The 22,385-nt window shown below is 59.9% G+C and carries 23 protein-coding genes; 11 read left to right on the forward strand and 12 right to left on the reverse strand.

Annotated elements, in window-relative coordinates; translation table 11 throughout:
- Nucleotides 1-25: 25 nt before the first annotated feature.
- The 5 genes from J2Y90_RS11700 to recX all read left to right on the forward strand — a co-directional run bounded on the left by J2Y90_RS11700 (nucleotide 26) and on the right by recX (nucleotide 3,277).
- Nucleotides 26-592 carry a glycoside hydrolase family 19 protein gene (locus tag J2Y90_RS11700; RefSeq protein WP_253499696.1) on the forward strand — a complete coding sequence of 189 codons (567 nt, stop codon included), beginning with the start codon at nucleotides 26-28 and terminating at the stop codon, nucleotides 590-592.
- Nucleotides 571-1,089, forward strand: coding sequence for a lysis system i-spanin subunit Rz (locus tag J2Y90_RS11705; RefSeq protein ID WP_253499698.1), 519 nt, complete (start codon nucleotides 571-573; stop codon nucleotides 1,087-1,089). The genes J2Y90_RS11700 and J2Y90_RS11705 overlap by 22 nt, the downstream gene beginning before the upstream one ends.
- A gap of 68 nt (nucleotides 1,090-1,157) precedes the next feature.
- Complete coding sequence (locus J2Y90_RS11710; RefSeq protein ID WP_253499701.1) at nucleotides 1,158-1,658, forward strand: CinA family protein; 501 nt, start codon at nucleotides 1,158-1,160, stop codon at nucleotides 1,656-1,658.
- Nucleotides 1,659-1,741: 83 nt separating this feature from the next.
- Nucleotides 1,742-2,800, forward strand: coding sequence for a recombinase RecA (recA, locus tag J2Y90_RS11715; protein WP_253499704.1), 1,059 nt, complete (start codon nucleotides 1,742-1,744; stop codon nucleotides 2,798-2,800).
- Between the two features lie 9 nt (nucleotides 2,801-2,809).
- Nucleotides 2,810-3,277, forward strand: a complete 468-nt coding sequence (recX, locus tag J2Y90_RS11720; RefSeq protein WP_253499707.1) for a recombination regulator RecX — start codon at nucleotides 2,810-2,812, stop codon at nucleotides 3,275-3,277.
- A gap of 57 nt (nucleotides 3,278-3,334) precedes the next feature.
- Here recX and J2Y90_RS11725 read toward each other — a convergent pair whose 3' ends face one another.
- On the reverse strand, nucleotides 3,335-4,450 hold the full coding sequence (locus J2Y90_RS11725; RefSeq protein WP_253499710.1) for a TIGR00730 family Rossman fold protein: 1,116 nt from the start codon (nucleotides 4,448-4,450) through the stop codon (nucleotides 3,335-3,337).
- A 341-nt stretch (nucleotides 4,451-4,791) separates the two neighbouring features.
- On the opposite strand from J2Y90_RS11725, the gene J2Y90_RS11730 reads away from it, so the two are divergent.
- Nucleotides 4,792-4,989 carry a hypothetical protein gene (locus J2Y90_RS11730; protein WP_253499713.1) on the forward strand — a complete coding sequence of 66 codons (198 nt, stop codon included), beginning with the start codon at nucleotides 4,792-4,794 and terminating at the stop codon, nucleotides 4,987-4,989.
- On the opposite strand, the gene J2Y90_RS11735 is transcribed toward J2Y90_RS11730, so the two are convergent.
- Nucleotides 4,990-5,415, reverse strand: a complete 426-nt coding sequence (locus tag J2Y90_RS11735) for a PA3611 family quorum-sensing-regulated virulence factor (protein WP_253499716.1) — start codon at nucleotides 5,413-5,415, stop codon at nucleotides 4,990-4,992.
- A 189-nt stretch (nucleotides 5,416-5,604) separates the two neighbouring features.
- On the opposite strand from J2Y90_RS11735, the gene J2Y90_RS11740 reads away from it, so the two are divergent.
- The 3 genes from J2Y90_RS11740 to J2Y90_RS11750 all read left to right on the forward strand — a co-directional run bounded on the left by J2Y90_RS11740 (nucleotide 5,605) and on the right by J2Y90_RS11750 (nucleotide 7,664).
- Nucleotides 5,605-6,351, forward strand: coding sequence for a tRNA-uridine aminocarboxypropyltransferase (locus J2Y90_RS11740; RefSeq protein WP_253499719.1), 747 nt, complete (start codon nucleotides 5,605-5,607; stop codon nucleotides 6,349-6,351).
- A gap of 225 nt (nucleotides 6,352-6,576) precedes the next feature.
- Nucleotides 6,577-7,227, forward strand: coding sequence for a response regulator transcription factor ErdR (gene erdR / locus J2Y90_RS11745; protein ID WP_253499722.1), 651 nt, complete (start codon nucleotides 6,577-6,579; stop codon nucleotides 7,225-7,227).
- A gap of 74 nt (nucleotides 7,228-7,301) precedes the next feature.
- Complete coding sequence (locus J2Y90_RS11750; RefSeq protein ID WP_042607041.1) at nucleotides 7,302-7,664, forward strand: diacylglycerol kinase; 363 nt, start codon at nucleotides 7,302-7,304, stop codon at nucleotides 7,662-7,664.
- On the opposite strand, the gene J2Y90_RS11755 is transcribed toward J2Y90_RS11750, so the two are convergent.
- On the reverse strand, nucleotides 7,661-8,587 hold the full coding sequence (locus J2Y90_RS11755; RefSeq protein WP_253499726.1) for a LysR family transcriptional regulator: 927 nt from the start codon (nucleotides 8,585-8,587) through the stop codon (nucleotides 7,661-7,663). The two genes, J2Y90_RS11750 and J2Y90_RS11755, sit on opposite strands and share 4 nt — an antisense overlap.
- 132 nt (nucleotides 8,588-8,719) lie before the next feature.
- On the opposite strand from J2Y90_RS11755, the gene fpr reads away from it, so the two are divergent.
- The gene (gene fpr, locus J2Y90_RS11760) at nucleotides 8,720-9,499 is read left to right on the forward strand and encodes a ferredoxin-NADP reductase (protein WP_007908723.1); all 780 of its coding nucleotides are present in this window, start codon (nucleotides 8,720-8,722) and stop codon (nucleotides 9,497-9,499) included.
- 176 nt (nucleotides 9,500-9,675) lie between these two features.
- Here fpr and tsaA read toward each other — a convergent pair whose 3' ends face one another.
- The 6 genes from tsaA to rimO form a co-directional block, all read right to left on the reverse strand.
- A complete protein-coding gene (tsaA, locus tag J2Y90_RS11765) occupies nucleotides 9,676-10,374 on the reverse strand; it encodes a tRNA (N6-threonylcarbamoyladenosine(37)-N6)-methyltransferase TrmO (protein WP_253499730.1) in 699 nt (232 codons plus the stop codon).
- A 184-nt stretch (nucleotides 10,375-10,558) separates the two neighbouring features.
- Nucleotides 10,559-11,329 carry an SDR family oxidoreductase gene (locus J2Y90_RS11770; protein WP_253499733.1) on the reverse strand — a complete coding sequence of 257 codons (771 nt, stop codon included), beginning with the start codon at nucleotides 11,327-11,329 and terminating at the stop codon, nucleotides 10,559-10,561.
- A gap of 120 nt (nucleotides 11,330-11,449) precedes the next feature.
- The gene (locus J2Y90_RS11775; protein WP_042607045.1) at nucleotides 11,450-11,917 is read right to left on the reverse strand and encodes a DUF1456 family protein; all 468 of its coding nucleotides are present in this window, start codon (nucleotides 11,915-11,917) and stop codon (nucleotides 11,450-11,452) included.
- Nucleotides 11,918-11,986: 69 nt separating this feature from the next.
- Nucleotides 11,987-12,697 (reverse strand): rRNA pseudouridine synthase, encoded by a 711-nt coding sequence (locus J2Y90_RS26745; protein ID WP_253499737.1) that lies wholly within the window; start codon nucleotides 12,695-12,697, stop codon nucleotides 11,987-11,989.
- 191 nt (nucleotides 12,698-12,888) lie between these two features.
- Nucleotides 12,889-13,362: a GNAT family N-acetyltransferase gene (locus J2Y90_RS11785; protein WP_130910712.1), complete on the reverse strand. Its 474-nt coding sequence runs from the start codon at nucleotides 13,360-13,362 to the stop codon at nucleotides 12,889-12,891.
- A 322-nt stretch (nucleotides 13,363-13,684) separates the two neighbouring features.
- Nucleotides 13,685-15,022, reverse strand: a complete 1,338-nt coding sequence (gene rimO / locus J2Y90_RS11790) for a 30S ribosomal protein S12 methylthiotransferase RimO (RefSeq protein WP_042607049.1) — start codon at nucleotides 15,020-15,022, stop codon at nucleotides 13,685-13,687.
- 349 nt (nucleotides 15,023-15,371) lie between these two features.
- Between rimO and J2Y90_RS11795 the strand changes: the two genes are divergently transcribed.
- The gene (locus J2Y90_RS11795; RefSeq protein WP_429462238.1) at nucleotides 15,372-17,213 is read left to right on the forward strand and encodes a potassium transporter Kup; all 1,842 of its coding nucleotides are present in this window, start codon (nucleotides 15,372-15,374) and stop codon (nucleotides 17,211-17,213) included.
- 197 nt (nucleotides 17,214-17,410) lie between these two features.
- Here J2Y90_RS11795 and J2Y90_RS11800 read toward each other — a convergent pair whose 3' ends face one another.
- The 3 genes from J2Y90_RS11800 to mprF form a co-directional block, all read right to left on the reverse strand.
- Nucleotides 17,411-17,740, reverse strand: a complete 330-nt coding sequence (locus J2Y90_RS11800; protein ID WP_253499745.1) for a DUF3077 domain-containing protein — start codon at nucleotides 17,738-17,740, stop codon at nucleotides 17,411-17,413.
- Between the two features lie 687 nt (nucleotides 17,741-18,427).
- Complete coding sequence (locus tag J2Y90_RS11805) at nucleotides 18,428-19,723, reverse strand: virulence factor family protein (protein WP_253499748.1); 1,296 nt, start codon at nucleotides 19,721-19,723, stop codon at nucleotides 18,428-18,430.
- Entirely contained in the window at nucleotides 19,723-22,362 is a 2,640-nt protein-coding gene (mprF, locus tag J2Y90_RS11810; protein WP_253499751.1) for a bifunctional lysylphosphatidylglycerol flippase/synthetase MprF, read from the reverse strand. Before mprF ends, J2Y90_RS11805 begins: the two co-directional genes overlap by 1 nt.
- Nucleotides 22,363-22,385 lie beyond the last annotated feature (23 nt).

A 22,385-nucleotide genomic window follows, 5' to 3' on the forward strand; every position in this document is an offset into this window, starting at 1 on the left:
CAACATCCAGGGAGGATCAAGCAGCATGCAAATAACTGAAAAACACCTTATCGACATCATGCCCAACGCCCGCTCCCAAGCGGGCGTTTTTGTTTCGCCACTCAACGCCGCCATGGCCAGGCAACGCATCGATACGCCCAAGCGCATCGCTGCGTTTCTGGCACAGGTCGGTCACGAGTCGGGTCAATTGCGTTACGTACGCGAACTGGGCAACAACCAATACCTGAGCAAATACGACACCGGCACTCTGGCGCTGCGTCTGGGCAATACACCCGAGGCGGACGGCGACGGGCAAAAATACCGGGGGCGAGGGCTCATACAAATCACCGGTCGCGCCAACTATCGCCAATGCAGCCTCGGGTTGTTTGGCGATGAGCGCCTGTTGGCGTTGCCCGAGTTGCTCGAGCAACCGCAATGGGCTGCCGAATCGGCGGCATGGTTCTGGGCGCAGAAGGGCCTGAATGAACTGGCCGACGCGGACCAGCTCAACACCATCACCCGGCGAATCAACGGCGGGTTGAATGGCTTGCAGGATCGTCTGGAAATCTGGGCGCGGGCGAGGGCGGTGCTATGTCCGGCTCCTGGCGGGTGATTGGCCTGTTGCTGCTGGTGGCAGGGGCTTTCGTCGCGGCGTGGCAGTTTCAGGACTGGCGCTACGGGCGGCAATTGGCCGAGCAGGCGCGGTTAAACGCCGAAACGCAAAATCAACTGACACAAGCTGCCGCGAACGCGCAACAGGCCGAGCAGGATAAGCGCCTGGCGCTGGAGCAACGACTCGCGGCCAGTGAACAAACCCATTATCGAGCGCTGAGCGATGCCCAACGTGATCAGGATCGCCTGCGCGATCGTCTTGCTACTGCTGATGTGCGGCTGTCAGTCCTTCTCGACGCCGGCGACCCTGCCCACGGCTGTGCGGTGCCAGCCACCGCCGGCACCGTCGGCGTGGATTCTGCAACCATACGCGCCCGACTTGACCCGGCGCATGCTCAACGAATTATCGCCATCACCGACACCGGCGACCGTGGACTGATTGCGTTGCAGGCCTGTCAGGCCTATGTCAGAGCACTGGCGCCCGAACATTTTGAATGATTCTGTGTATTGAAAGCGCGTCCGGCTCGTGTACGGTGAAGGCATTCCACACGATCCCGGAGCTCGCCGTGAAAGAGACCACCCAACTGGCCGCCGAACTGGGCCGACGTCTGCAAGTGCTCAATGCCCACGTCACCACCGCCGAGTCTTGCACCGGCGGCGGGATTGCCGAAGCGATCACGCGGATTCCGGGCAGTTCGGCCTGGTTTGAAGCAGGGTATGTGACCTATTCCAATCGACAGAAAACCCGGCAGCTGAATGTGCCGGGCGAATTGTTCGAGACGGTCGGTGCGGTCAGTCGCGAAGTGGTCGAGGCCATGGTGCGCGGTGCACAGCAGCACAGCCTCGCGCATTTTGCCGTGGCGGTCAGCGGTGTCGCCGGCCCCGACGGTGGCACGCCGAACAAGCCGGTGGGGACGGTGTGGCTGGCTTGGGGCGTTGGCGACGAGGTTTACAGCGAGGTTCAACACTTTCCCGGCAACCGTGATGAAGTCCGCCGACAAACGGTGAAGGCCGCGCTAGAGGGGCTTGTGCGACTAGCGGCACGAGAAATCGAAAATCAGGGGTAGGCGATCTTCGAACGCTGTGGAATAATACTGGCTACTTATACAGGTGTTGGCCGTCAGGCCTTATTGATTACGTGAGGACTTTAATGGACGACAACAAGAAGAAAGCCTTGGCTGCGGCCCTGGGTCAGATCGAACGTCAATTCGGCAAGGGTGCCGTAATGCGTATGGGCGATCAGGACCGTCAGGCGATCCCATCCATCTCCACTGGCTCTCTGGGTCTGGACATTGCACTCGGCATTGGCGGTCTGCCAAAAGGCCGTATCGTTGAAATCTACGGTCCTGAATCTTCCGGTAAAACCACACTGACCTTGTCCGTGATCGCTCAGGCACAAAAAGCCGGCGCGACCTGCGCATTCGTCGACGCCGAACACGCCCTCGATCCAGAGTACGCCGGCAAGCTGGGCGTTAACGTTGATGACCTGCTGGTTTCCCAACCGGACACCGGCGAACAGGCTCTGGAAATTACCGACATGCTGGTGCGCTCCAACGCCGTTGACGTGATCATCGTCGACTCCGTGGCGGCACTGGTACCGAAGGCTGAAATCGAAGGTGAAATGGGCGACATGCACGTCGGCCTGCAAGCACGTCTGATGTCTCAGGCGCTGCGTAAGATCACCGGCAACATCAAGAACGCCAACTGCTTGGTCATCTTCATCAACCAGATCCGTATGAAGATTGGCGTGATGTTCGGCAGCCCGGAAACCACCACCGGTGGTAACGCGCTGAAGTTCTACGCTTCGGTTCGTCTCGACATCCGCCGTACCGGCGCGGTGAAGGAAGGCGACGAAGTGGTCGGCAGCGAAACCCGCGTCAAGGTTGTGAAGAACAAGGTGGCTTCGCCGTTCCGTCAGGCCGAATTCCAGATTCTTTATGGCAAGGGCATCTACCTCAATGGCGAGATGATCGACCTGGGTGTGTTGCACGGTTTCGTCGAGAAGTCCGGCGCTTGGTACGCCTACGAAGGCACCAAGATCGGTCAGGGCAAGGCCAACTCGGCCAAGTTCCTGGCGGACAACCCGGAAATCGCCGCGAAGCTCGAGAAGCAACTGCGTGACAAGCTGCTGGCCCCGGCAGCCGACGTCAAGGCTTCGTTGGCCAAGGACAAAGTCGATGATATGGCTGAGGCCGATGTCGACGTTTGAAGTCTTTGAATGACACTTGTACTGGATACCCTCGTCGCGGTGCGGCGAACCGCCATGGACCTGCTCGCACGTCGCGAGCATGGTCGAGTCGAGTTGACGCGCAAGCTGCGTCAGCGCGGCGCAGAGGCGGAGCTGATCGAAACAGCCCTCGACCGTCTGACGGAAGAAGGGCTGCTTTCCGAAGCCCGCTACCTTGAAAGCTTTGTTTCCTACCGAGCCCGTTCCGGCTATGGCCCTCTGCGAATTCGTGAGGAGCTCAGCCAGCGGGGCTTGCAACGTCCCGATATCGAAATCGCCCTGCGCGAAAGTGGTATCAATTGGCAGGCGCAGCTTCAGGATACGTGGCAACGCAAGTTCTCCGGACATTTACCGATGGATGCCAAAGAACGAGCAAAACAAGGCCGGTTTCTGGCGTATCGGGGTTTCTCGATGGAGATGATCAACCGCTTGTTCAGCGGTCGAGAAATGGACGATTAAACCGATTCAATAAAAACGGCCCGCTATTTAAAAATAGCGGGCCGTTTTTTTTTGCTTTCAAATCGCGTTTGAAGGCTCGAGCGAGCGTTGTGCTGTCGGCGGTTTCGAATCGACCCAGTTTTCCGGGAGGTTGATGTAATCCACCAACTCTCTCAGCCGGCCATGAGTGCGACCATTGAAGGCAAACGCCAAGCGCGCCAGGTGGCTGAACCGGGCGTCGTCGTGTTCCTCACCACTGTAGGCGTGTTGATGATAATGGTCGCTCAGGCACAGATCAGCGAACGCTTCCTGCATCTGTGTCAGCGCCTGGTCAGTGAGTTTGTGGTTCATGCGAATCACGAATTGGCGCTTGAGCCACCGGCTGGAGTGGAAGTTGCTGTAGAACTGATTGATCTCTTCCACCGCTTCTTCAACGCTGTAGACCAGCCGCATCAGCTTCATGTCCGTCGGCAGGATGTAGCGGTTTTCTTCCAGCTGATTGCGGATGAAATCCAGCGCGCCTTGCCAGAACGTCCCGCCCGGGACATCCAGCAACACCACCGGCACCAATGGGCTTTTGCCGGTCTGAATCAACGTCAGCACTTCCAGCGCTTCATCAAGGGTGCCAAACCCGCCCGGGCACAGCACCAGCGCATCAGCCTCTTTGACGAAGAACAGTTTGCGGGTGAAGAAAAAGTGGAACGGCAACAGATTGTCAGTGCCATCGACGGTGGGGTTGGCATGTTGCTCGAAGGGCAGGGTGATGTTGAAACCCAGGCTGTGATCTCGGCCGGCTCCTTCGTGGGCGGCGGCCATGATGCCGCCGCCGGCGCCGGTGATGACCATCATGTCCGCACGCGTCAACGCTGCGCCGAGTTCGCGGGCCATCGCGTATAGCGGATGTTCAACAGGCGTCCGGGCCGAGCCGAACACAGTGACTTTGCGCCGGCCCTTGAATTGTTCGAGCACACGAAACGCCTGCTCCAGTTCACGCAGGGCTTGCAGTGTGATCTTGGCGTTCCAGCGGTTGTGGTCTTCCTGGGCCATGCGCAGCACGGTGAGGATCATGTCGCGGTAGATAGGGATGTTCGGGCTGTTGGGGGAAACATGGTTGAGCTGTGCTTCGACCTGGCTGATAAGGTCGCCGCTTTCCTGAAAATGACGGCTCAAGAGGTCATTCGGTTGATAAGGCATTCAACGTCTCCTTCTGTACAGAGCGGGTAGCCCTGACAACCAGCGTCCGGGCCGCACTGCAAAAACACACAGGGCCGGCAGTTCCATTTCTGCCGTTAACGAATGATCGGGAATACTCTCAATCTAGACCCTCGCACGTATTCGTGCTGACTTGAACAGTGCGCTGTAACGTTTTGCCTGGCAACCGCTTACTGTTTTGCGCCAAAGCCTCGCCGCTCGTCTGAACGTGTCGCGAAGGGCCATCCCTCTGATTTACTCAAATACAGACGTCGCAAGACAACCTTGCGGTTGCACGAGGCAAGGCAATTCAAGGATTCGTGGGTGGCAAGGAGGCGGGATGCATGGCCAGAGTGATTCTGGAGATCGATACGCAGCTGTATCGAATGTTGCAAGAGTCGGCCAAGACCAATCAATTGAGTCTCGAGGAAGAGTGCTGCCGACGATTGGCGGGCGGCGAGCGTCGCTCGCGCTATCTGCAGGCTCTGGTGGCGGAATTGCGCGCCGAGGATGAACAGCGGCGCGCTAACGCTTCGCGCTGATTACTTTTTCTTCGCCGGTGCAGCTTTCGGGCAATCGGACTCCTGATAGCTGGCCGAGCCGATCGCTTTGTTGGTTTTCACTTCGGTGAAGTCGTAACGCATGATCGCGCCCTTGGCCATCAGCTTGCGGTACGACGGGTTATTGCAGACCGACGCGCCCAACTGGAAGTACACAGCCTTGGGATCGGCGCGCATCTTGTCGGCGTGGCTCTTCTGCACGCTCAGATGGTTGATCAGCTGCGTACCCTCGACGGTGTAGCCTTGATCAAGAATGTCTTCATTGATTGCCCGTGGCGTGCCGGCGCTGCTTTGGGCGGCGACGTTGCGCAGCTCTCTGTTCAGATTCTGCTCACTCAGGGACGCAGCCTGAGCGGTAAAGGACGACGCCAGCAGAATGACAGCGGTGGGAACGATAAGGCGCAGCATGAAACTCTCCTGATTCGGTGACTGGTGGTTCGACCCGTCACGGGGCGGTGCGTTCAGTGGCGGCGAATTATAGGTGAGCCGGTCTGGACGGTACAGGCTTGTGGCCGTCGCTCTGGTAAACTGCCGGCCTTTATTGCCCTCCCGAGTGTCGTTCGTGTCGAGTTTCCCTGTCTGCCGGTGTCGCCTGCGATGACCCATGCCCCCAACGCCGTGGCCCGCCTGCGCGATCAGCGTGAGGACGAAGGCATCAAGCCGATTCAGGCGCGCGGCTTTCGCTCCGAGCGCTGCCGTGATTGCCGAGTGATCATCAGCCATTGCCTGTGCGCATGGCGGCCAAGCGTCGACACCCGTTCCGGCGTGTGCCTGATCATGACCGGCAAGGAAGTGTTCAAACCCAGCAACACCGGCTGGTTGATTGCCGACGTGGTGCGCGACAACCACGCGTTCATCTGGTCACGCACCGAGCCCGATCCGCAAATGCTGGCGCTGCTCAACGATCCGCAATGGCAGCCGTATCTGGTGTTTCCGGGCGAATATGTCGAACCGTCGAGGGTGACCAACACGGTAACCGTCGATAGCAGCAAGCGTCCGCTGTTCATTCTGCTCGATGCGACCTGGACCGAGGCGCGGAAGATCTTCCGCAAGAGTCCGTATTTCGACCGCTTGCCGATCCTCAGCCTGCTGCCCGACAAACTTTCGCGTTATCGCCTGCGCCGTTCGACTCGCAGCGAGCATTTATGCACCGCTGAAGTCGCTGCGTTGTGTCTGGAACTGGCCGGTGACAGCGATGCGGCATCGGCACTGGACGCCTATTTCGATGTGTTCAGCCAGCATTACCTGGGCGCCAAACAGCAATTGGACATGAATGAGTCGACGCCAGCCCACGCCGAGTTGTTGCCCTATATACGAAAGCCGCAGCCGGCGTTGGCCCAATAGTGGCCCATACTGTCGACAGCGCTGGCCGTGTTGCTTGACCACCCCGGCTTCGCTGGGCATGCTTGGCGCCGTTCAGGGTGCGGCCAAGGTTTGCAACGCCGTGTTTGCTGTTGATTGGCGTTGAACGTGCCCCTGTGGATATCGCCGCGAAGCGGTATCTCGAGTTGCTTTGGCCAGACCGGAATGCACCGCGTCAGCCATCAAAAAAACAGGATCATTTGAAAAATGGCCACATACGACATCCTGATTGCCGATGATCACCCTTTGTTTCGTAGTGCCCTGCATCAAGCGGTGACGCTGGGCCTTGGCCCGGATGTTCGGCTGGTGGAAGTGGCGAGCATCGCCGAACTGGAAGCACGCCTGACCGAAAAGTCTGACTGGGACCTGGTCCTGCTGGACCTGAACATGCCCGGCGCCTACGGATTTTCCGGTCTGGTGCTGTTGCGTGGCCAATATCCGCAGATTCCGGTGGTGATGGTTTCGGCACAGGAAGAAGCTTCGGTGATGGTCAAGTCCCGTGAGTTCGGCGCCAGTGGCTTTATTCCCAAATCCAGTGATCTGAGCGTGATTCAGGAAGCGGTGCGCAAAGTGCTCGATGGCGATGTGTTCTGGCCACCGCAAGCGTTCGAAGCGGTCAGTGTCTCCGACGAAGCCAAGGCTGCCAGCGATGGCCTCGCCAGCCTGACGCCGCAGCAGTTCCGGGTGTTGACCATGGTCTGCGAAGGCCTGCTGAACAAGCAGATAGCCTATGAGCTGAGCGTGTCGGAAGCGACCATCAAGGCTCACGTCACGGCGATCTTTCGCAAGCTGAATGTGCGTACCCGCACCCAGGCGGCTCTATTGCTGCAACAACTTGAGTCAATTCCAAGCCAATAAAGGCTGGCGTCTTCACGCTTTTTTGACTTTTGTTGATCTAGCTTCCCCACTCCTTTTTGGTTGGTTCTTACTTTATGTCACCTTTCAAGGGCCAGACCGGCCTGAAACGAATCCTCAATGCCTCCGGTTATTCGCTGGACGGCCTGCGCGCAGCCTTCACCGGCGAAGCGGCATTCCGTCAACTGGTGCTGCTCAATGTGGTGCTGATTCCGCTGACGTTCTTCCTCAATGTCAGCCGAGTCGAGCAGGCGGTGTTGATTGCTGTTTGCTTGCTGGCGCTGATCGTCGAGTTGCTCAATTCGGCGGTGGAAGCGGCCATCGACCGCATCTCGCTGGAACTGCACCCGCTGTCGAAGAACGCCAAGGACATGGGCAGCGCCGCGCAGTTCGTGGCGTTGAGCATGATCGCGCTGGTGTGGGCAGTGATTCTGCTTTAAGCGATGGTCGGCAAGACGATCTCGTCGCTGCGCTGCACCCCGGCGGTGAATGCGCGGCACAGATCGAGAAACTCGCGCATGGCAGAAGTCTGATACTTCTGTTTGTGCCAGATGAAATAGAACTGCCGCGCCAGATCAAGATCCGGCGTTTCCACCGGCACCAGACTGCCGCGGCGGAAGGCATCGCGCAGCGCCAGCCGCGAAATGCAGCCGATCCCCAGACCTGATTCCACCGCACGTTTGATCGCTTCGGTGTGTTCCAGCTCGAGACGAATGTTCAGCGCGCTGCGATGGTGACGCATGGCCTGATCGAAGGTCAGCCGCGTGCCGGAACCCTGTTCGCGGAGAATCCACGCCTCGTGGGGCAATTCTTCCATCGTCGCGCTACCGCGCTTGGCCAACGGATGCTGCGGCGCGCAGAACACCACCAGCTCATCCTCGACCCAACTCTGCACTTCGATGTCGGGATGGCTGCAGTCGCCTTCAATCAGACCTAGGTCAATTTCGTAGTGGGCGACTTGCTGCACGATATTGGCAGTGTTCTGTACATGCAGCTTGACCTGACTTTCCGGGTGCCGCTGCATGAAGCTGCCGATCAGCAGGGTCGCCAGATAGTTGCCAATGGTCAGCGTCGCCCCCACTGATAAAGAGCCGAAACCGGATTTGCCGTTGAGCAGGTCTTCGATTTCCTTGGCCTGATCGAGCAGGGCCACCGCTTGCGGCAACAGCTGTTTGCCGAGGGCGTTGAGGCTCAGGCGTTTGCCGGCACGGTCGAACAGCTGACAACTGGACTGGCGCTCAAGCTCGGTGATCGAAGTGCTGGCCGCCGATTGCGAGAGGTTGAGCAGACCCGCAGCACGGGATACGCTTTCCTGCTGGGCGACGGCGACGAAGACTTGCAGTTGACGGAGAGTAAATCGCATATCGATATAACCGATAACCCTTATCTTAATAATCCAGTTAACAGATATTGTCGTCGCTATTAGAATGCGATGCAATTGCGCACGTTAAGCCTCATCGAGCCGCGCAGACCAATCTCCAGGAGTCAAACGTACATGAGCAACATGAACCACGAGCGTGTCCTCAGTGTTCATCACTGGAACGACACTCTGTTCAGCTTCAAGTGCACCCGCGATCCGGGCCTGCGCTTCGAGAACGGTCAGTTCGTGATGATCGGCCTGCAACAACCCAACGGCCGCCCGCTTATGCGCGCTTACTCGATCGCCAGCCCGAACTGGGAAGAGCATCTCGAGTTCTTCAGCATCAAGGTACAGGACGGTCCGCTGACCTCCCAACTGCAGCACTTGAAGGAAGGCGACGAGATCATCATCTCGAAGAAGCCTACCGGCACTCTGGTACTCGATGACCTGAACCCGGGCAAGCATTTGTACCTGCTGAGCACCGGCACCGGTCTGGCGCCGTTCATGAGCGTGATTCAGGACCCGGAAACCTACGAGCGCTTTGAAAAAGTGATCCTGGTTCACGGCGTGCGTTACGTCAACGAAGTCGCCTACCGCGAATTCATCACCGAGCACCTGCCGCAGAACGAGTTTTTCGGCGAAGCGCTGCGTGACAAGCTGATCTACTACCCGACCGTGACCCGCGAGCCGTTCGAGAATCAGGGCCGCCTGACCGACCTGATGCGCAGCGGCAAGCTGTTCAGCGACATCGGCCTGCCACCGATCAACCCGCAGGACGACCGCGCGATGATCTGCGGCAGCCCGAGCATGCTCGACGAGACCAGCGAAGTGCTCGACAGCTTCGGCCTGAAAATCTCGGCGCGGATGCGCGAGCCGGGTGATTACCTGATCGAGCGTGCGTTCGTCGAGAAGTAAGCACCACAGAGAGCCCCCATTGCCTTACAGGCAATGGGGGCTTTTTTATGCCCGATACATTTCCTTCATGCCTGCCACGATCCATGAGCTGCCGAAGGCTGCGATCTTTTGATCTGCGTTTTAAGATCAAGATCAAAAGATCGCAGCCTTCGGCAGCTCCTACACTGGGCGCGGTTTCAGGCGGTGGCAGGAATGACTTCCAGCACGCAAATCTGCGCAGGCGTCGGGTAATGCCAGCGCACGTCGAGATCCCAGAACTGCGCGCCATATTCCCGTTCCGGCGCCGGTGTCTGATACGCCGGACGTGGATCCTGCGCCAGACACTGCTCAATCAGTTCTACCAGCGGCTCGTCGAGGCGCTGTGCGTGTATGTGCGCCTGTTGCAGTGCCGAATCCGCCCACTGCACGTCGATCAACTGCGGCGCCGCGCTGGCGATGTGGTTGGTCGCGCCCTGGATGATATCGGCGTATGGCACATACGGCTTGATATCCAGCACCGGCGTGCCGTCGAGCAGATCGATGCCGGAAATGAACAGGCGATTGGCTTCCACCCTGTCCAGCTTCACTACCGATTGGCCGATGCCGTTTGGTCGGTGCGTGGCGCGGGTGGCGAATACGCCCATCGACTTGTTGCCGCCCAGCCGAGGCGGACGCACCTTCAGGCGCGGCTTTTCTTCCAGGGCTTGATGAAACAGGAACAACAGCCAGACATGGCTGACCTGCTCCAGGCCCTGCACGGCGTCACCCTGATCGAATGGCGCGACCAGTTCCAGCACGCCACGGGCGGCCGGGGCCAGTTGCGGTTGGCGGGGGATGGCGAACTTCTCCTTGAAGCAGGAGCGCACGAAGCCGATGGGGGAGACGCTGTAAGTCATGGTTTAAAGTCAGAAGCGGGATCAGGGCGGGCATGATAACCCGTCCAACCTTATGGCAGGTGGTGAGTGGGCTGACGCCATCGCGAGCAGGCTCACTCCTACAGGGATTTTCAGCGAGCACAGATTTTGTGTACACCCATGACCCTGTAGGAGTGAGCCTGCTCGCGATAGCTTCACCGCCGACCTAGAGGCTGAACCCGCCATCAAGAGGAATAATATTCCCGGTCATATAAGCCCCCGCCGTACTCGCCAGGCTGATCGCCAGCGCCGCCATCTCTTCCTCGCGTCCCCAGCGCTTCATCGGAATCAGCGCAGTATCCTCAGCCAACGCCTGCTCATCATTACCAATATGCTGCGTCATCTTGCTCGGGAAGCGCCCCGGCGCAATCACGTTGACGTTGATGTGCTGGCTCACCAGTTCCCGCGCCAGAATCCGCGACAACTGATGCAGCGCGGCCTTGCTCGGCCCATAGGCGTAAGCCTGCTCGCCAAACGAAGAAATCCCCGCCACCGAACCGATATTGATGATCCGTGCCGGATTCGCCGCCGAGCCGGCCTTGCGCAGCAACGGCAGAAACTGCTGAATGCAACTGAACACCGAGGTCACGTTGAGCTGCATGACCTTTTCCCAGCCTTTGACCGGATAGCTCTCCAGCGGTGCGCCCCAAGTAGTGCCGGCGTTGTTCACCAGAATGTCCAGATGAGTGATCTGCTCACCCAGACGCGCGGCCAGCTCCTGCACACCTGCTTCGGTAGCCAGATTGGCCGCCACGCCGTGGCAAGTGCCCAGGGCGCCAAGTTCTTCAGCGGTTTGATGGCAGGCTTCGACGTCGCGCGAGCACACGTAGACATGGGCGCCGGCCTCGACGAAGGCCTTGGCGATCATTTTGCCGATACCACGGGCACCGCCGGTCACCAGAGCGGTGCGGCCTTGCAGGGAAAAGTAGGGATGCATGGCGAGTCCTGAAGATTAGGGATCAGTACACTCTAGGCCATGCGGCCAGCTTCGAGTTGCAAGCTACAAGCGGCAAGTAGAAGCGAAGTGGCAGCTTGTAGCTTGTAGCTTGTAGCTGCTTTACGCTCTCACGCGCAGCGTGAGCCCTTTGAGGAAATTACGCAGCAACTGGTCGCCACACGGGCGATAGTTGGTGTGGCCGACCTTGCGGAACAGCGCGCTCAGCTCAGGCTTGGACACCGGAAACTCGGCAGCCTTGAGGATCGCGTGCATGTCGTCTTCTTTCAGTTCGAAGGCCACGCGCAGTTTTTTCAGAATGATGTTGTTGGTCACCGGCACTTCGATCGGCTGCGGCGGACGACTTTCGTCCTTACCGCGCTTGAAGATCACCAGACCGTCGAGGAAGTGCGCGATGACTTCGTCCGGGCAACGTACGAAGCCCTCTTCGTCTTCTTCTTTCTTGTCCAGCCAGGTGATTACATCGGCGAGCGTGACGTCGAGGCCGCCCAGTTTGATGATCTCGACCACTTTCTTGTCGCTGATGTCGAGCATGTAGCGCACGCTGCGCAGTACGTCGTTATGAACCATGTCGGTATTCCTGATGCGTTGTGGGCAGCGCTCGCGAGCGCTGCCGGAATGTGTGGCGGCAGGGAAGTCTCAGAACTTCTCTTTGCCGGACAGGTAGCGCCACTGGCCGAGCGGGACCTTGCCGATCGAGACGCCGCCGATACGGATGCGGCGGATGCCGATGACCTTCAGGCCGACCGCTTCGCAGAACTGCGCGATGATTCCCGGCTGCGGGTTTTTCATGGCGAAGCGCAGACGGTTTTCGTTCTGCCAGCTGGCCTTGACCGGCGGCAGCTCCTTGCCCTTGTGGGTCAGGCCGTGCTGCAGGCGATTGAGGCCGTGGGCAGCCATCTCACCTTCGACTTCAACCACGTATTCCTGCTCGATCTTCGAAGCATCGGCGGTGAGCTTGCGCAGAATTTTCCAGTCCTGGGTGAACACCAGCAGACCGCTGGCCTTGGGCTGCAGGTCGGCGCTGGCGGTCAGGCGCAGGAAATGCCCGCGCAACGGGCGCTTGCCGTAGCGGTGCTCTTCGCTGAGGGTTTCGGCGCTGAGCGACTGCATGGCGCTGTCGACATCCATGCCGGCGGGGGCGTTGAGCAGAATGGTCACTGGCTCCGGCGCGGTGGCCTTGGCGTCCTTGTCGAGCTCGACCTTCTGGTCGCCGACCTTGAATTGCGGCTCATCGATGACTTCGCCGTCCACAGTGACCCAGCCGCCCTCAATGAACAGCTCGGCCTCCCGGCGGGAGCAACCGACCAGTTCGATGAGGCGTTTGGAGAGGCGAATCGGGTCAGTCATGACAGGGCCGTAACAAAAAAGGGGTGGGCATTGTACCTGTGTGGCGCCAGTTAAGCCCGGTTCCATTTGCAGGCGCTGTATTCAACGTGGGAGCGAGCCTGCTCGCGAAGGCGTCCTGCCAGTCTATGTGTGCAGTGACTGGTACACCGCATTCGCGAGCAGGCTTGCTCCCACAGGGGGGCCATGGTGTGTCAGCCGTTGCTGGAGCGCTGTTGGGACTGTCGCAAGCGCATGTGCAGCAACGGATACGGCTGGCCCATGCCGTCGACCTCGGAGCGTCCGATCACCTCGAAGCCCTGTTTTTCATAAAAGCCCAAGGCTTGCGGGTTCTGTTCGTTGACGTCGAGTTCATCGGCGTTCAGCCGTTCGATCGCATAGCGGAGCAATTGCTTGCCGAGCCCCTGACCGCGATGATCGGGATCGATGAACAGCATTTCAATCTTGCCCGCCGCCACTCCGGCAAACCCGGTGATGCGCTGCTGGGCGTCTTTGGTGCAGATCAGCATCACCGCATCGAGATAGCGGGTGAGCACCAGATTGCGCAGCAGCTCGATGTAGCTGTCCGGCAGGAATTGATGAGTCGCCCGGACCGAGGCCTCCCAGACCCGGGTCAGTTCTTCGTAATCGCTGATTTTCGGTGTGTGGATGACCGAATGCTGACGCATGTGCGTGTGCCTCTTGTACGTTTCAAGGGAGTCCGTCCCCCGCTAAACGATAGCCGCAAAAAAGCCCCGCATCCTGGAAAAAAAGCGGGGCTTTTTGTATTTGTTGCGGTGTCTGGCTGGCTGTTCGTGTTGCCTGCAAGAGCTTTCCCCCTCACCCCAACCCTCTCCCCCAGAGGGGCGAGGGGGAAGGGAGCAGATCTTCATGTTTTTCAGAACCTGAGTTCGACTCGATATTCCAAGTCGCCGCAATTCGAAAGAACACCTCGATCAGTCCCCTCTCCCTCCGGGAGAGGGCTAGGGTGAGGGGCTTTGGATCTTCAGGTCAGATCTGCTCAGCCCACAGGTCATACTCGTCAGCGTCAGTCACCTTGCACCAGACCTTGTCGCCAGGCTTCAGGTTGCTGCCATTGTCGATAAACACGTTGCCATCGATTTCCGGTGCATCGAAGAAGCAGCGGCCGACCGCGCCTTGTTCGTCAACCTCATCCACCAGCACTTCGATCTCGCGACCAATGCGCATTTGCAGACGCGCCGAGCTGATCGCCTGCTGGTGCGCCATGAAGCGCTCCCAACGATCCTGCTTGACCTCGTCCGGAACAATCTCCAGATCCAGATCATTCGCCGGCGCGCCGTCTACCGGCGAGTACTGGAAGCAGCCGACGCGGTCGAGCTGGGCTTCGGTCAGCCAGTTGAGCAGGTACTGGAAATCTTCTTCGGTTTCGCCCGGGAAGCCGACGATGAAGGTCGAACGGATGATCAGGTCCGGGCAGATTTCGCGCCAGTTCTTGATCCGCGCCAGGGTCTTGTCTTCGAACGCCGGTCGTTTCATCGACTTCAGCACTTTCGGGCTGGCGTGCTGGAACGGGATGTCCAGGTACGGCAGGATCTTGCCGGCGGCCATCAGCGGGATCAGCTCGTCGACGTGCGGGTACGGGTAAACGTAGTGCAAGCGGACCCAGACGCCCAGCGTGCTCAGCGCTTCGCAGAGCTCGGTCATGCGGGTTTTCACCGGCGCGCCGTTCCAGAAACCGGTGCGGTATTTCACATCAACGCCGTAAGCGCTGGTGTCTTGCGAAATCACCAGCAACTCTTTAACGCCGGATTTGACCAGACGCTGGGCTTCGTCGAGCACATCACCGACCGGGCGGCTGACCAGTTTGCCGCGCATCGACGGGATGATGCAGAACGAGCAGCTGTGGTTGCAGCCTTCGGAAATCTTCAGGTACGCGTAGTGGCGCGGGGTCAGCTTGATGCCTTGTGGCGGCACCAGGTCGATCAGCGGGTTGTGATCCTGACGCGGCGGCACCACTTCGTGCACGGCGTTGACCACTTGCTCGTACTGCTGCGGACCGGTCACGGCGAGCACGCTCGGGTGCACATCGCGGATGTTGCCTTCTTCTACGCCCATGCAACCGGTGACGATGACCTTGCCGTTTTCCTTGATCGCTTCGCCGATCACTTCCAGCGACTCAGCCTTGGCCGAATCGATGAAACCGCAGGTGTTGACCACCACGACGTCGGCGTCCTGATAGGTGGACACCACGTCATAGCCTTCCATGCGCAGCTGGGTCAGGATGCGCTCGGAGTCGACCAGTGCTTTCGGGCAACCCAGAGATACAAAGCCAACCTTTGGATTGGCCGGCGCAGGAGTGGTGGACATGTCTAACCTCGGTGTTTTGTGACGTCGCTTGCTTGATGCGCAAACCGACGGATGGGCGCTTAGGGCGCGCCTCTGATCAAAAAGTGCGCAATTCTAGCGGCGGGCAACGCACTTGACCAGCTTTATACGGGGAAATACGACGAGTGCTGCGCTATGCTTCGCGCCGTTGAGCTTTACCGATTTCTTGCAGTCAATCATTGGTCTGTAACAACAGGTAAAACAGCGCATGCTGCAATACAAAGCATAGTGCTTCCTTCAAAGAAGCCGGTATCGAGATCAGGAGTGTTGGATGGGTCAGGCAAGTAGTCATGCGGCGGGCGCCGAGGGTTCGGCGAGCAGACCGCTGAGCATGCTGGTCGCGGCGGTCGGGGTGGTTTATGGCGACATCGGCACGAGCCCGCTGTACACCCTCAAGGAAGTGTTTTCCGGCGGTTACGGTGTGCCGGTCAATCACGACGGCGTACTCGGCATTCTGTCGTTGATCTTCTGGTCGCTGATCTGGGTGGTCTCGATCAAATACATGATGTTCGTCCTGCGCGCGGACAACCAGGGCGAGGGCGGCATCATGGCGCTCACCGCACTGGCACGGCGGGCAGCGGCGGGGCGCAAGCGCCTGCGTACGCTGCTGGTGGTCTGCGGACTGATTGGCGCGGCGCTGTTTTACGGCGACAGCATGATCACCCCGGCGATCTCGGTATTGTCAGCCATCGAAGGCCTGGGCCTGGCGTTTGACGGCATCGATCACTGGGTGGTGCCGCTGTCGCTGGTGGTGCTGGTCGCGCTGTTTCTGATCCAGCGCCACGGTACCGCGCGGATCGGCATTCTGTTCGGGCCGATCATGGTCACCTGGTTCCTCGTTCTCGGCGCGCTCGGCGTGTACGGCATCAGCCATACCCCGGAAGTGCTGCACGCGATCAATCCGATGTGGGCGGTGAATTTTTTCATTGTGCATCCGGGCATGGGCGTGGCAATTCTCGGCGCTGTGGTGCTGGCGCTGACCGGCGCCGAAGCGCTGTACGCCGACATGGGCCACTTCGGCCGCAAGCCGATCGCCCGCGCCTGGTTCCTGCTGGTGCTGCCGGCGCTGGTGCTCAACTACTTTGGTCAGGGCGCGTTGCTGCTGGAAAATCCTGACGCGGCGCGTAACCCGTTTTATCTGTTGGCACCGAGCTGGGCGCTGATCCCGCTGGTCGCTCTGTCGACGATGGCCACGGTGATCGCCTCGCAAGCGGTGATTTCCGGCGCGTTCTCCCTGACCCGTCAGGCGATCCAGCTCGGCTACATTCCGCGTATGTACATCCAGCACACCTCCAGCGACGAGCAGGGCCAGATCTACATCGGCGCGGTGAACTGGGCGCTGATGGTCGGCGTGGTGCTGCTGGTGATCGGCTTCGAATCCTCCGGCGCCCTGGCCTCGGCCTACGGCGTGGCGGTGACCGGCACCATGCTGATGACTACCATTCTGGTGTCGGCGGTCATGCTGCTGCTGTGGAAATGGCCGCCGATCCTCGCGGTCCCGGTGCTGCTTGGCTTCCTGCTGGTGGACGGCCTGTACTTCGCCGCCAACGTGCCGAAGATCGTGCAGGGCGGTGCGTTCCCGGTGATCGCCGGTATCGCCCTGTTCGTGCTGATGACCACCTGGAAGCGCGGCAAACAACTGCTGGTCGAACGCCTCGACGAAGGCGCGCTGCCGTTGCCGATCTTCATCAGCAGTATCCGCGTGCAACCACCGCATCGCGTGCAGGGCACCGCAGTCTTCCTCACTGCCCGCTCCGACGCCGTGCCGCATGCGCTGTTACACAACCTGCTGCACAATCAGGTGCTGCATGAGCAAGTGGTGCTGCTGACGGTGGTCTACGAAGACATCCCGCGGGTGCCGCCATCGCGGCGCTTCGAAGTCGAAGCGCACGGCGAAGGCTTCTTCCGGGTGATCCTGCACTTCGGCTTCACCGACGAGCCGGACGTGCCGCAGGCGTTGAAACTGTGCCATCTGGAGGATCTGGACTTCAGCCCGATGCGCACCACCTACTTCCTCAGCCGGGAAACGGTGATTGCTTCGAAACTTGAGGGCATGGCGCGTTGGCGTGAAGCGTTGTTTGCGTTCATGTTGAAGAATGCCAATGGGAATTTGCGGTTCTTTAATCTGCCGCTGAACCGGGTGATTGAGTTGGGGACGCAGGTGGAGATGTAACTTCGCGTTATAGAAAGAGCCCCCGTCAGCCTTGTGGCTGGCGGGGGCTTTTTTGTGCCCGCAGATAAACTTCAAATCCACTGCAAATCCCCCTGTGGGAGCGAGCTTGCTCGCGAAGGCGTAGTGTCAGTCGACAATCTGTTAACTGACCCTCCGCATTCGCGAGCAAGCTCGCTCCCACAGGGTGTTGGATTGAATCAAGAGGTGCGTTCAGACAGATCAGCTTCAGACTCGGTCTTCGTCCGCGCAGGTCGTGGCATCAACGCCTGAATTACATCATCAATCAAGGCTTTGCCCATCACCGTCAGGTAATGCGCGGCCCAGGCATGGCGGTCGGTGTCTCTGTTGAAGGCTGCGTCTTCTGCGAAGGATTTTGCGAGGGACAGCAGGTCGGAGGATTGGGACAAGGCATTGATGATCGGGATTCCGGAGCGGACGTTGAAGAACGCTTGATCCGAGCTGTAGAGGAAAGGGGTGAAGCCGATGGTTTTAACGCTTGCGAGTCCGTGCAGATCAGGTTCGGTCATCGTGTAACTCCTTAGTTCGAAGCGCCGCGACTTTCGTTACCACACGAAAGGGAGGCAGCTGTACGCAGGGTGGTAAACCGGGAACCAAGGAAACCGGCACGCCCGAAAGCGTCCCACGCACAGCCGCCATAACTCGATGAGCGCGCTGTTGCGCTGGTTTCTCCGGGTTACCACACCCGATCGCTGAATGGGTCAGCGACGTCCGGAGAGTATCCCGTCGAAAAACAGCGCAATAGAGCGGCAGAGCGTCCAAACACGAGTTTCGGAGTTTGCCTACAAGGTCTGTGGGCGTCATCTGATATTGCGAGACCAGAAGTAAACGAAACTAAACGTTGATGGCGGTTTTGCGGGTATTTGTTCGGCAGATGAATGAGTGTGGAGTTGACGATTCGATAATGCCAATCAAGCAGGTGTCCACGTTTTATGGAATGTGGACACTTGGCGTTTTTAGCTTCCTGAAGAGTCAAGAAATTTACGAGCGTCGGCACAAACCGCTGAATCCAGCGCGGTTCCCCTGTGGGAGCGAGCTTGCTCGCGAAGACATAGTCTCAGTCGACGAATCTGTAAACTGACCCACCGCTATCGCGAGCAGGCTCACTCCTACAGGGGAACGGGTTCATCATCCGAAATGTAAAAAAGCCCCCGAAACTGTGAAGTTGCGGGAGCTTTTTGTGGGTGTGGCTCTGATCACTCTTCAGCGACCGAATCCTTGCTCTGGCGCTTCTGAATCAGCTCCACCAGACGCTTGGCCAGCGCCGGGTAGTTCTCGTCGAAGTGGTGACCGCCGGGCAGTTTCACCGGTTCGCCAACGGCAGTCTTGTCGGTGCAGCCACTTTCATCGGTCTCTTCTTCACCATAGATGCACACAACCTTCGCCGCTGGCAGCTTGGCCATTTCCGGGCCGGTGGCGGCTTCTTTGCCGGCGTTGCCGAGCCAGCCTTCGACTTCGATTTCGAAGCTGCCGGTGCGGGCGAAGGCGAGCAGGATGATCGCGTCGACGCGCTGCTGTTCGTTCTCTGGCAGGCGGTTGTAGATCGCCGGCAGGACGTCAGCGCCGAACGAGTAGCCGGTGAGGATGAAGCGCTTGGTGCCCCATTTCTGCCGGTAGTGGTGCATCAGTTCGGTGAGGTCCAGGGCGCTTTGTTCCGGGCTTTTGTGCTGCCAGTAGTAGCGCAGGGTGTCGATGCCGACCACCGGGTAGCCGATCTTGGCCATTTCCCCGGCGACGTCGCGGTCGAGGTCGCGCCAGCCGCCGTCACCGGAGAGGAACAGGGTCACGGTGTCGTTGGCCTGACCGGCCGGGACTTCCACTACCGGTATTGCCAGCCCGCCGTTGGCCTTGTCGCCGCCGACGAGGATTTTGCGCAGTTCGTTGTTCAGCACTTGCGGCAGGTTGATGTCGTAGTCGCTGATGCTGGTTTCGGCGTTCGGCTGATCGCGCACGAACCCTGCGCTGGCGTCGTCCGGGTTGTCGTTCCACGCCACCAGCCAGTGGCCATGGGCGGCGGATTTTGGCAGCAGGTGGGTGCAGCCGGGCTTTTCCAGGGCCAGATCGACGGAGATGGCCTGGGCCTTGTCGTCTTGCTGTTCCGCCAGCCAGCGCCACGCCAGTACGGCGCCCGGGCCGATGCCGCTGACCAGAGTGGCCGGGCCGTTGAGTTCGCGCAGGCCAGATTGCAGTGCACGGCTTTGCAGCAGGCAGTCCTTGGGCAGAATCACCTGAACGATCTGCGCCGAAGCGCTGCGGCTGAGGGTGGTCAGTTGTTTCTCGGAAAGCTTCTGTTCGTCGGTGACAGCGACCAACACCTGAGCCTTCGGCTTGCTGCCCGGAATCACCCGGGTCATGGCCGCGCCATCGGCGGGTTTCAGCTGTTCGACGGTCGGTTCCGGTGCCGGGCGTTTCAGGTACCAGTAACCGCCGCCGGCAATCACGGCCAGCACGATCAGTGCGGCCAGGATGTACTTCAGGGAGCGTTGAATCATCAGCGTTTCACCAATCCAGTCAAGCCGCCCGCGATCAGGGCGGCAGTGTCGGCCAGCGCCACCAGCGGATCAAGTCCGGCGGGCACGGCCATATAACGGGGTTCCCAGTCAGGCTGGAACTTGTCTTTGAAGCGGCGCAAGCCTTGGAAGTTGTACAGCTGCTCACCACGGCGGAAAACCATCGAGCCCAGACGCTGGGTCAGTGGCGCACCACGGCGGGGTTGCAACCCCGACAACGGCACCATGCCCAGGCTGAAGCGCGCGTATCCGTGACTCTTATAGTGTTGAATCAGGCCGACCATCATGAATTCCATGGTCAGCTTCGGCGCTTCCGGGTGCGCGCGCATCAGGTCGAGACTGGCCAGATCGTGGCTGTAAGTCTCGAGCAGATTGGCGAACGCCACCGGACGGCCTTCAAAGCGAATCACCGCAATCCGGAAGTGCTTCAGGTAATCGTCACTGAACCGGCCGAGGGAGAAACCTTTCTCGCGCACGTTCTTGCCGGTCAGCCAGGCATCGGAAATCACTTTCAGCTCATCCATCGGCGCCTGGCCCGGATCAAAGATTTCCAGCGACAGACCGTCGCGGGTGCCACGGTTCCAGGTGTAGCGCAGGTCTTTCATCTCCTTGCCCTTGGCTTCCAGATCGAAGCGCCGCAGATCGACCCGGGCTTCTTCGCCGAGCTTGATCGCGGTCAGGCCGATGTCCATGTAGTACGGCAGATTCTCCGCACGTACCTGATAGAACACCGGGCGGGTGTGATGGATGTCGCAGAGGTCGCGGAACTGCCAGATCATTTCCGCGCGCTGCTGGCTCGGCCCGATCGGGTCGTACAGCGCCACCAGACTGCGGCCACGGCGGGCGTACATCAGGAACGCCTCGTCGTTGGGGTGAAACAGCAACGCCTTGTCACCGGTCAACGCGAGACCGCCGTCGGGTTGCGATGAGGCCATGAGGATTTTTGCCGCGCGATCCAGTTCGTCTGGCGTCGGCAAATGAATCACCGGGCGTGCGGTGCGCAGCAGCCAGGTCAGCGAGATGATCACCAGCAACACCGCCGCGCCGAGCAGCGAGCGCAGACCGCGCGGCGCGTCAGCATCGAGGGTGAACTGCCACCACAGTTGATGGCTGTAGGGCACGTCCTGATAGGCGAACAGCAGCAACCAGGCCGAAGCGCCCAGCACACACAGGCTGGCCACCAGATACAGCGGCGAGAACGGCAGTTCGGTCAAACGGCTCGGGCGGTAGAAGGAGCGGCGGAACAGTCCCAGTAGTGCTGCCGTCAGCGTCATCAGCGTGGCTTCTTCCCAGTCGAAGCCTTTGAGCAGCGAGAGCAGGGCGCCGACCAGCAGCAGAATGGTGGTCAGCATCCACGCCGCCGACAGGCGCCGGCGCAGGCCTTGGGCGAGCAGCAGACAGAGCACGCCGACCAGGCTGGCGCCGAAGTGCGACGCGTCGACCAGACGATGCGGGATCAGAAAACCGATGTGTTCCAGGCGCGTATCGATTTCAGGAGTAGCGCCGGAAAACAGCAGCACCACGCCAGACAGGAACACCAATACCGCCAGAATCGGTGCTGCCAAACCGGACGCGGCACGCATGGTCTGGGTTTGAAACAGGCGCTGGCCTTCGTTGATCAGCAACAGCACACAGGCGACCAGCAGCGGCAACACCACATAGATCAGTCGATACAGCAGCAGGGCAGCGGCCAGCGGTGCGGCGCCGAGCTTGTCGGCAAACGCCGCGAGCAGAATTGCTTCGAACACGCCGACGCCGCCCGGCACATGACTGAGCACGCCCGCGGCCAGGGCCAGCAGGTAGACCAGCAGGAACGGCGCAAACGGCGGCGCTTCCGGCAGCAACAAATAGAGAACGGTGGCGGCAGCCGCGACGTCGAGGGCGGTGATCACCAGTTGCAGGAAGGTCAGGCGTCGACCTGGCAGGCGCAATGTGCGCCGACCGGCGCGAACCAGCAGATTGTCGGGGTAGGGTTGTTCCGGCAGACGACGGCGATAGATGCCGATCGCCAGCACTGCACCGAGGATGAGTACAGCGGCGGCAACCGAACCGAGCAAGACTTCGGACAATCCCAGTGCTTGCGAGGCAGCGGGCAGATTGCTCAAAGTCGCCAATGCTGCCAGCGGCGGCAAGGCGCAGCCCAGCGAGAGGCTGGCGAACAAGGTCATGTGCGCGACTTCCGACGCACCGACGCCCAATCGCGCATATAAACGATAACGCACCGAGCCACCGGAAAGCAGCGACAGGCCAATCGCATTGCCGATCGCAAAAGCGGTGAAGCCGCCGAGGGCGAGCGTACGCGGCGGCAGCTTCACGCCAGCGTAGCGGCTGGCCGACCATTCATAGCCGAGCAGAATGATGAAACCGACCACGGTCGCGCCGATGGCGCCGAGCAGGGCCGGTTTCGGCACGTCGAGAATCGAGTCATGCAACGCATAGAGATCGAGCTCGGCGAGCAGATGGCGGCAGGCAATCAGGGCAATGGCAAACAGCAGCAACGTCACCGCCAGACCGATCGGCTGACGGTATTTGCTTAACCGATCCAGCCAGCGCAAACGCTGGGGCTTGATCGGTTGTTCTGCTGTAACGGTGTCTTGTGGATCAGACGAGTTGGCGCGCATCAATCACCTCTTGGATTGTGCGC

The sequence above is a fragment of the Pseudomonas koreensis genome (genome assembly GCF_024169245.1).
Taxonomy (GTDB): Bacteria; Pseudomonadota; Gammaproteobacteria; order Pseudomonadales; family Pseudomonadaceae; genus Aquipseudomonas; species Aquipseudomonas koreensis_F.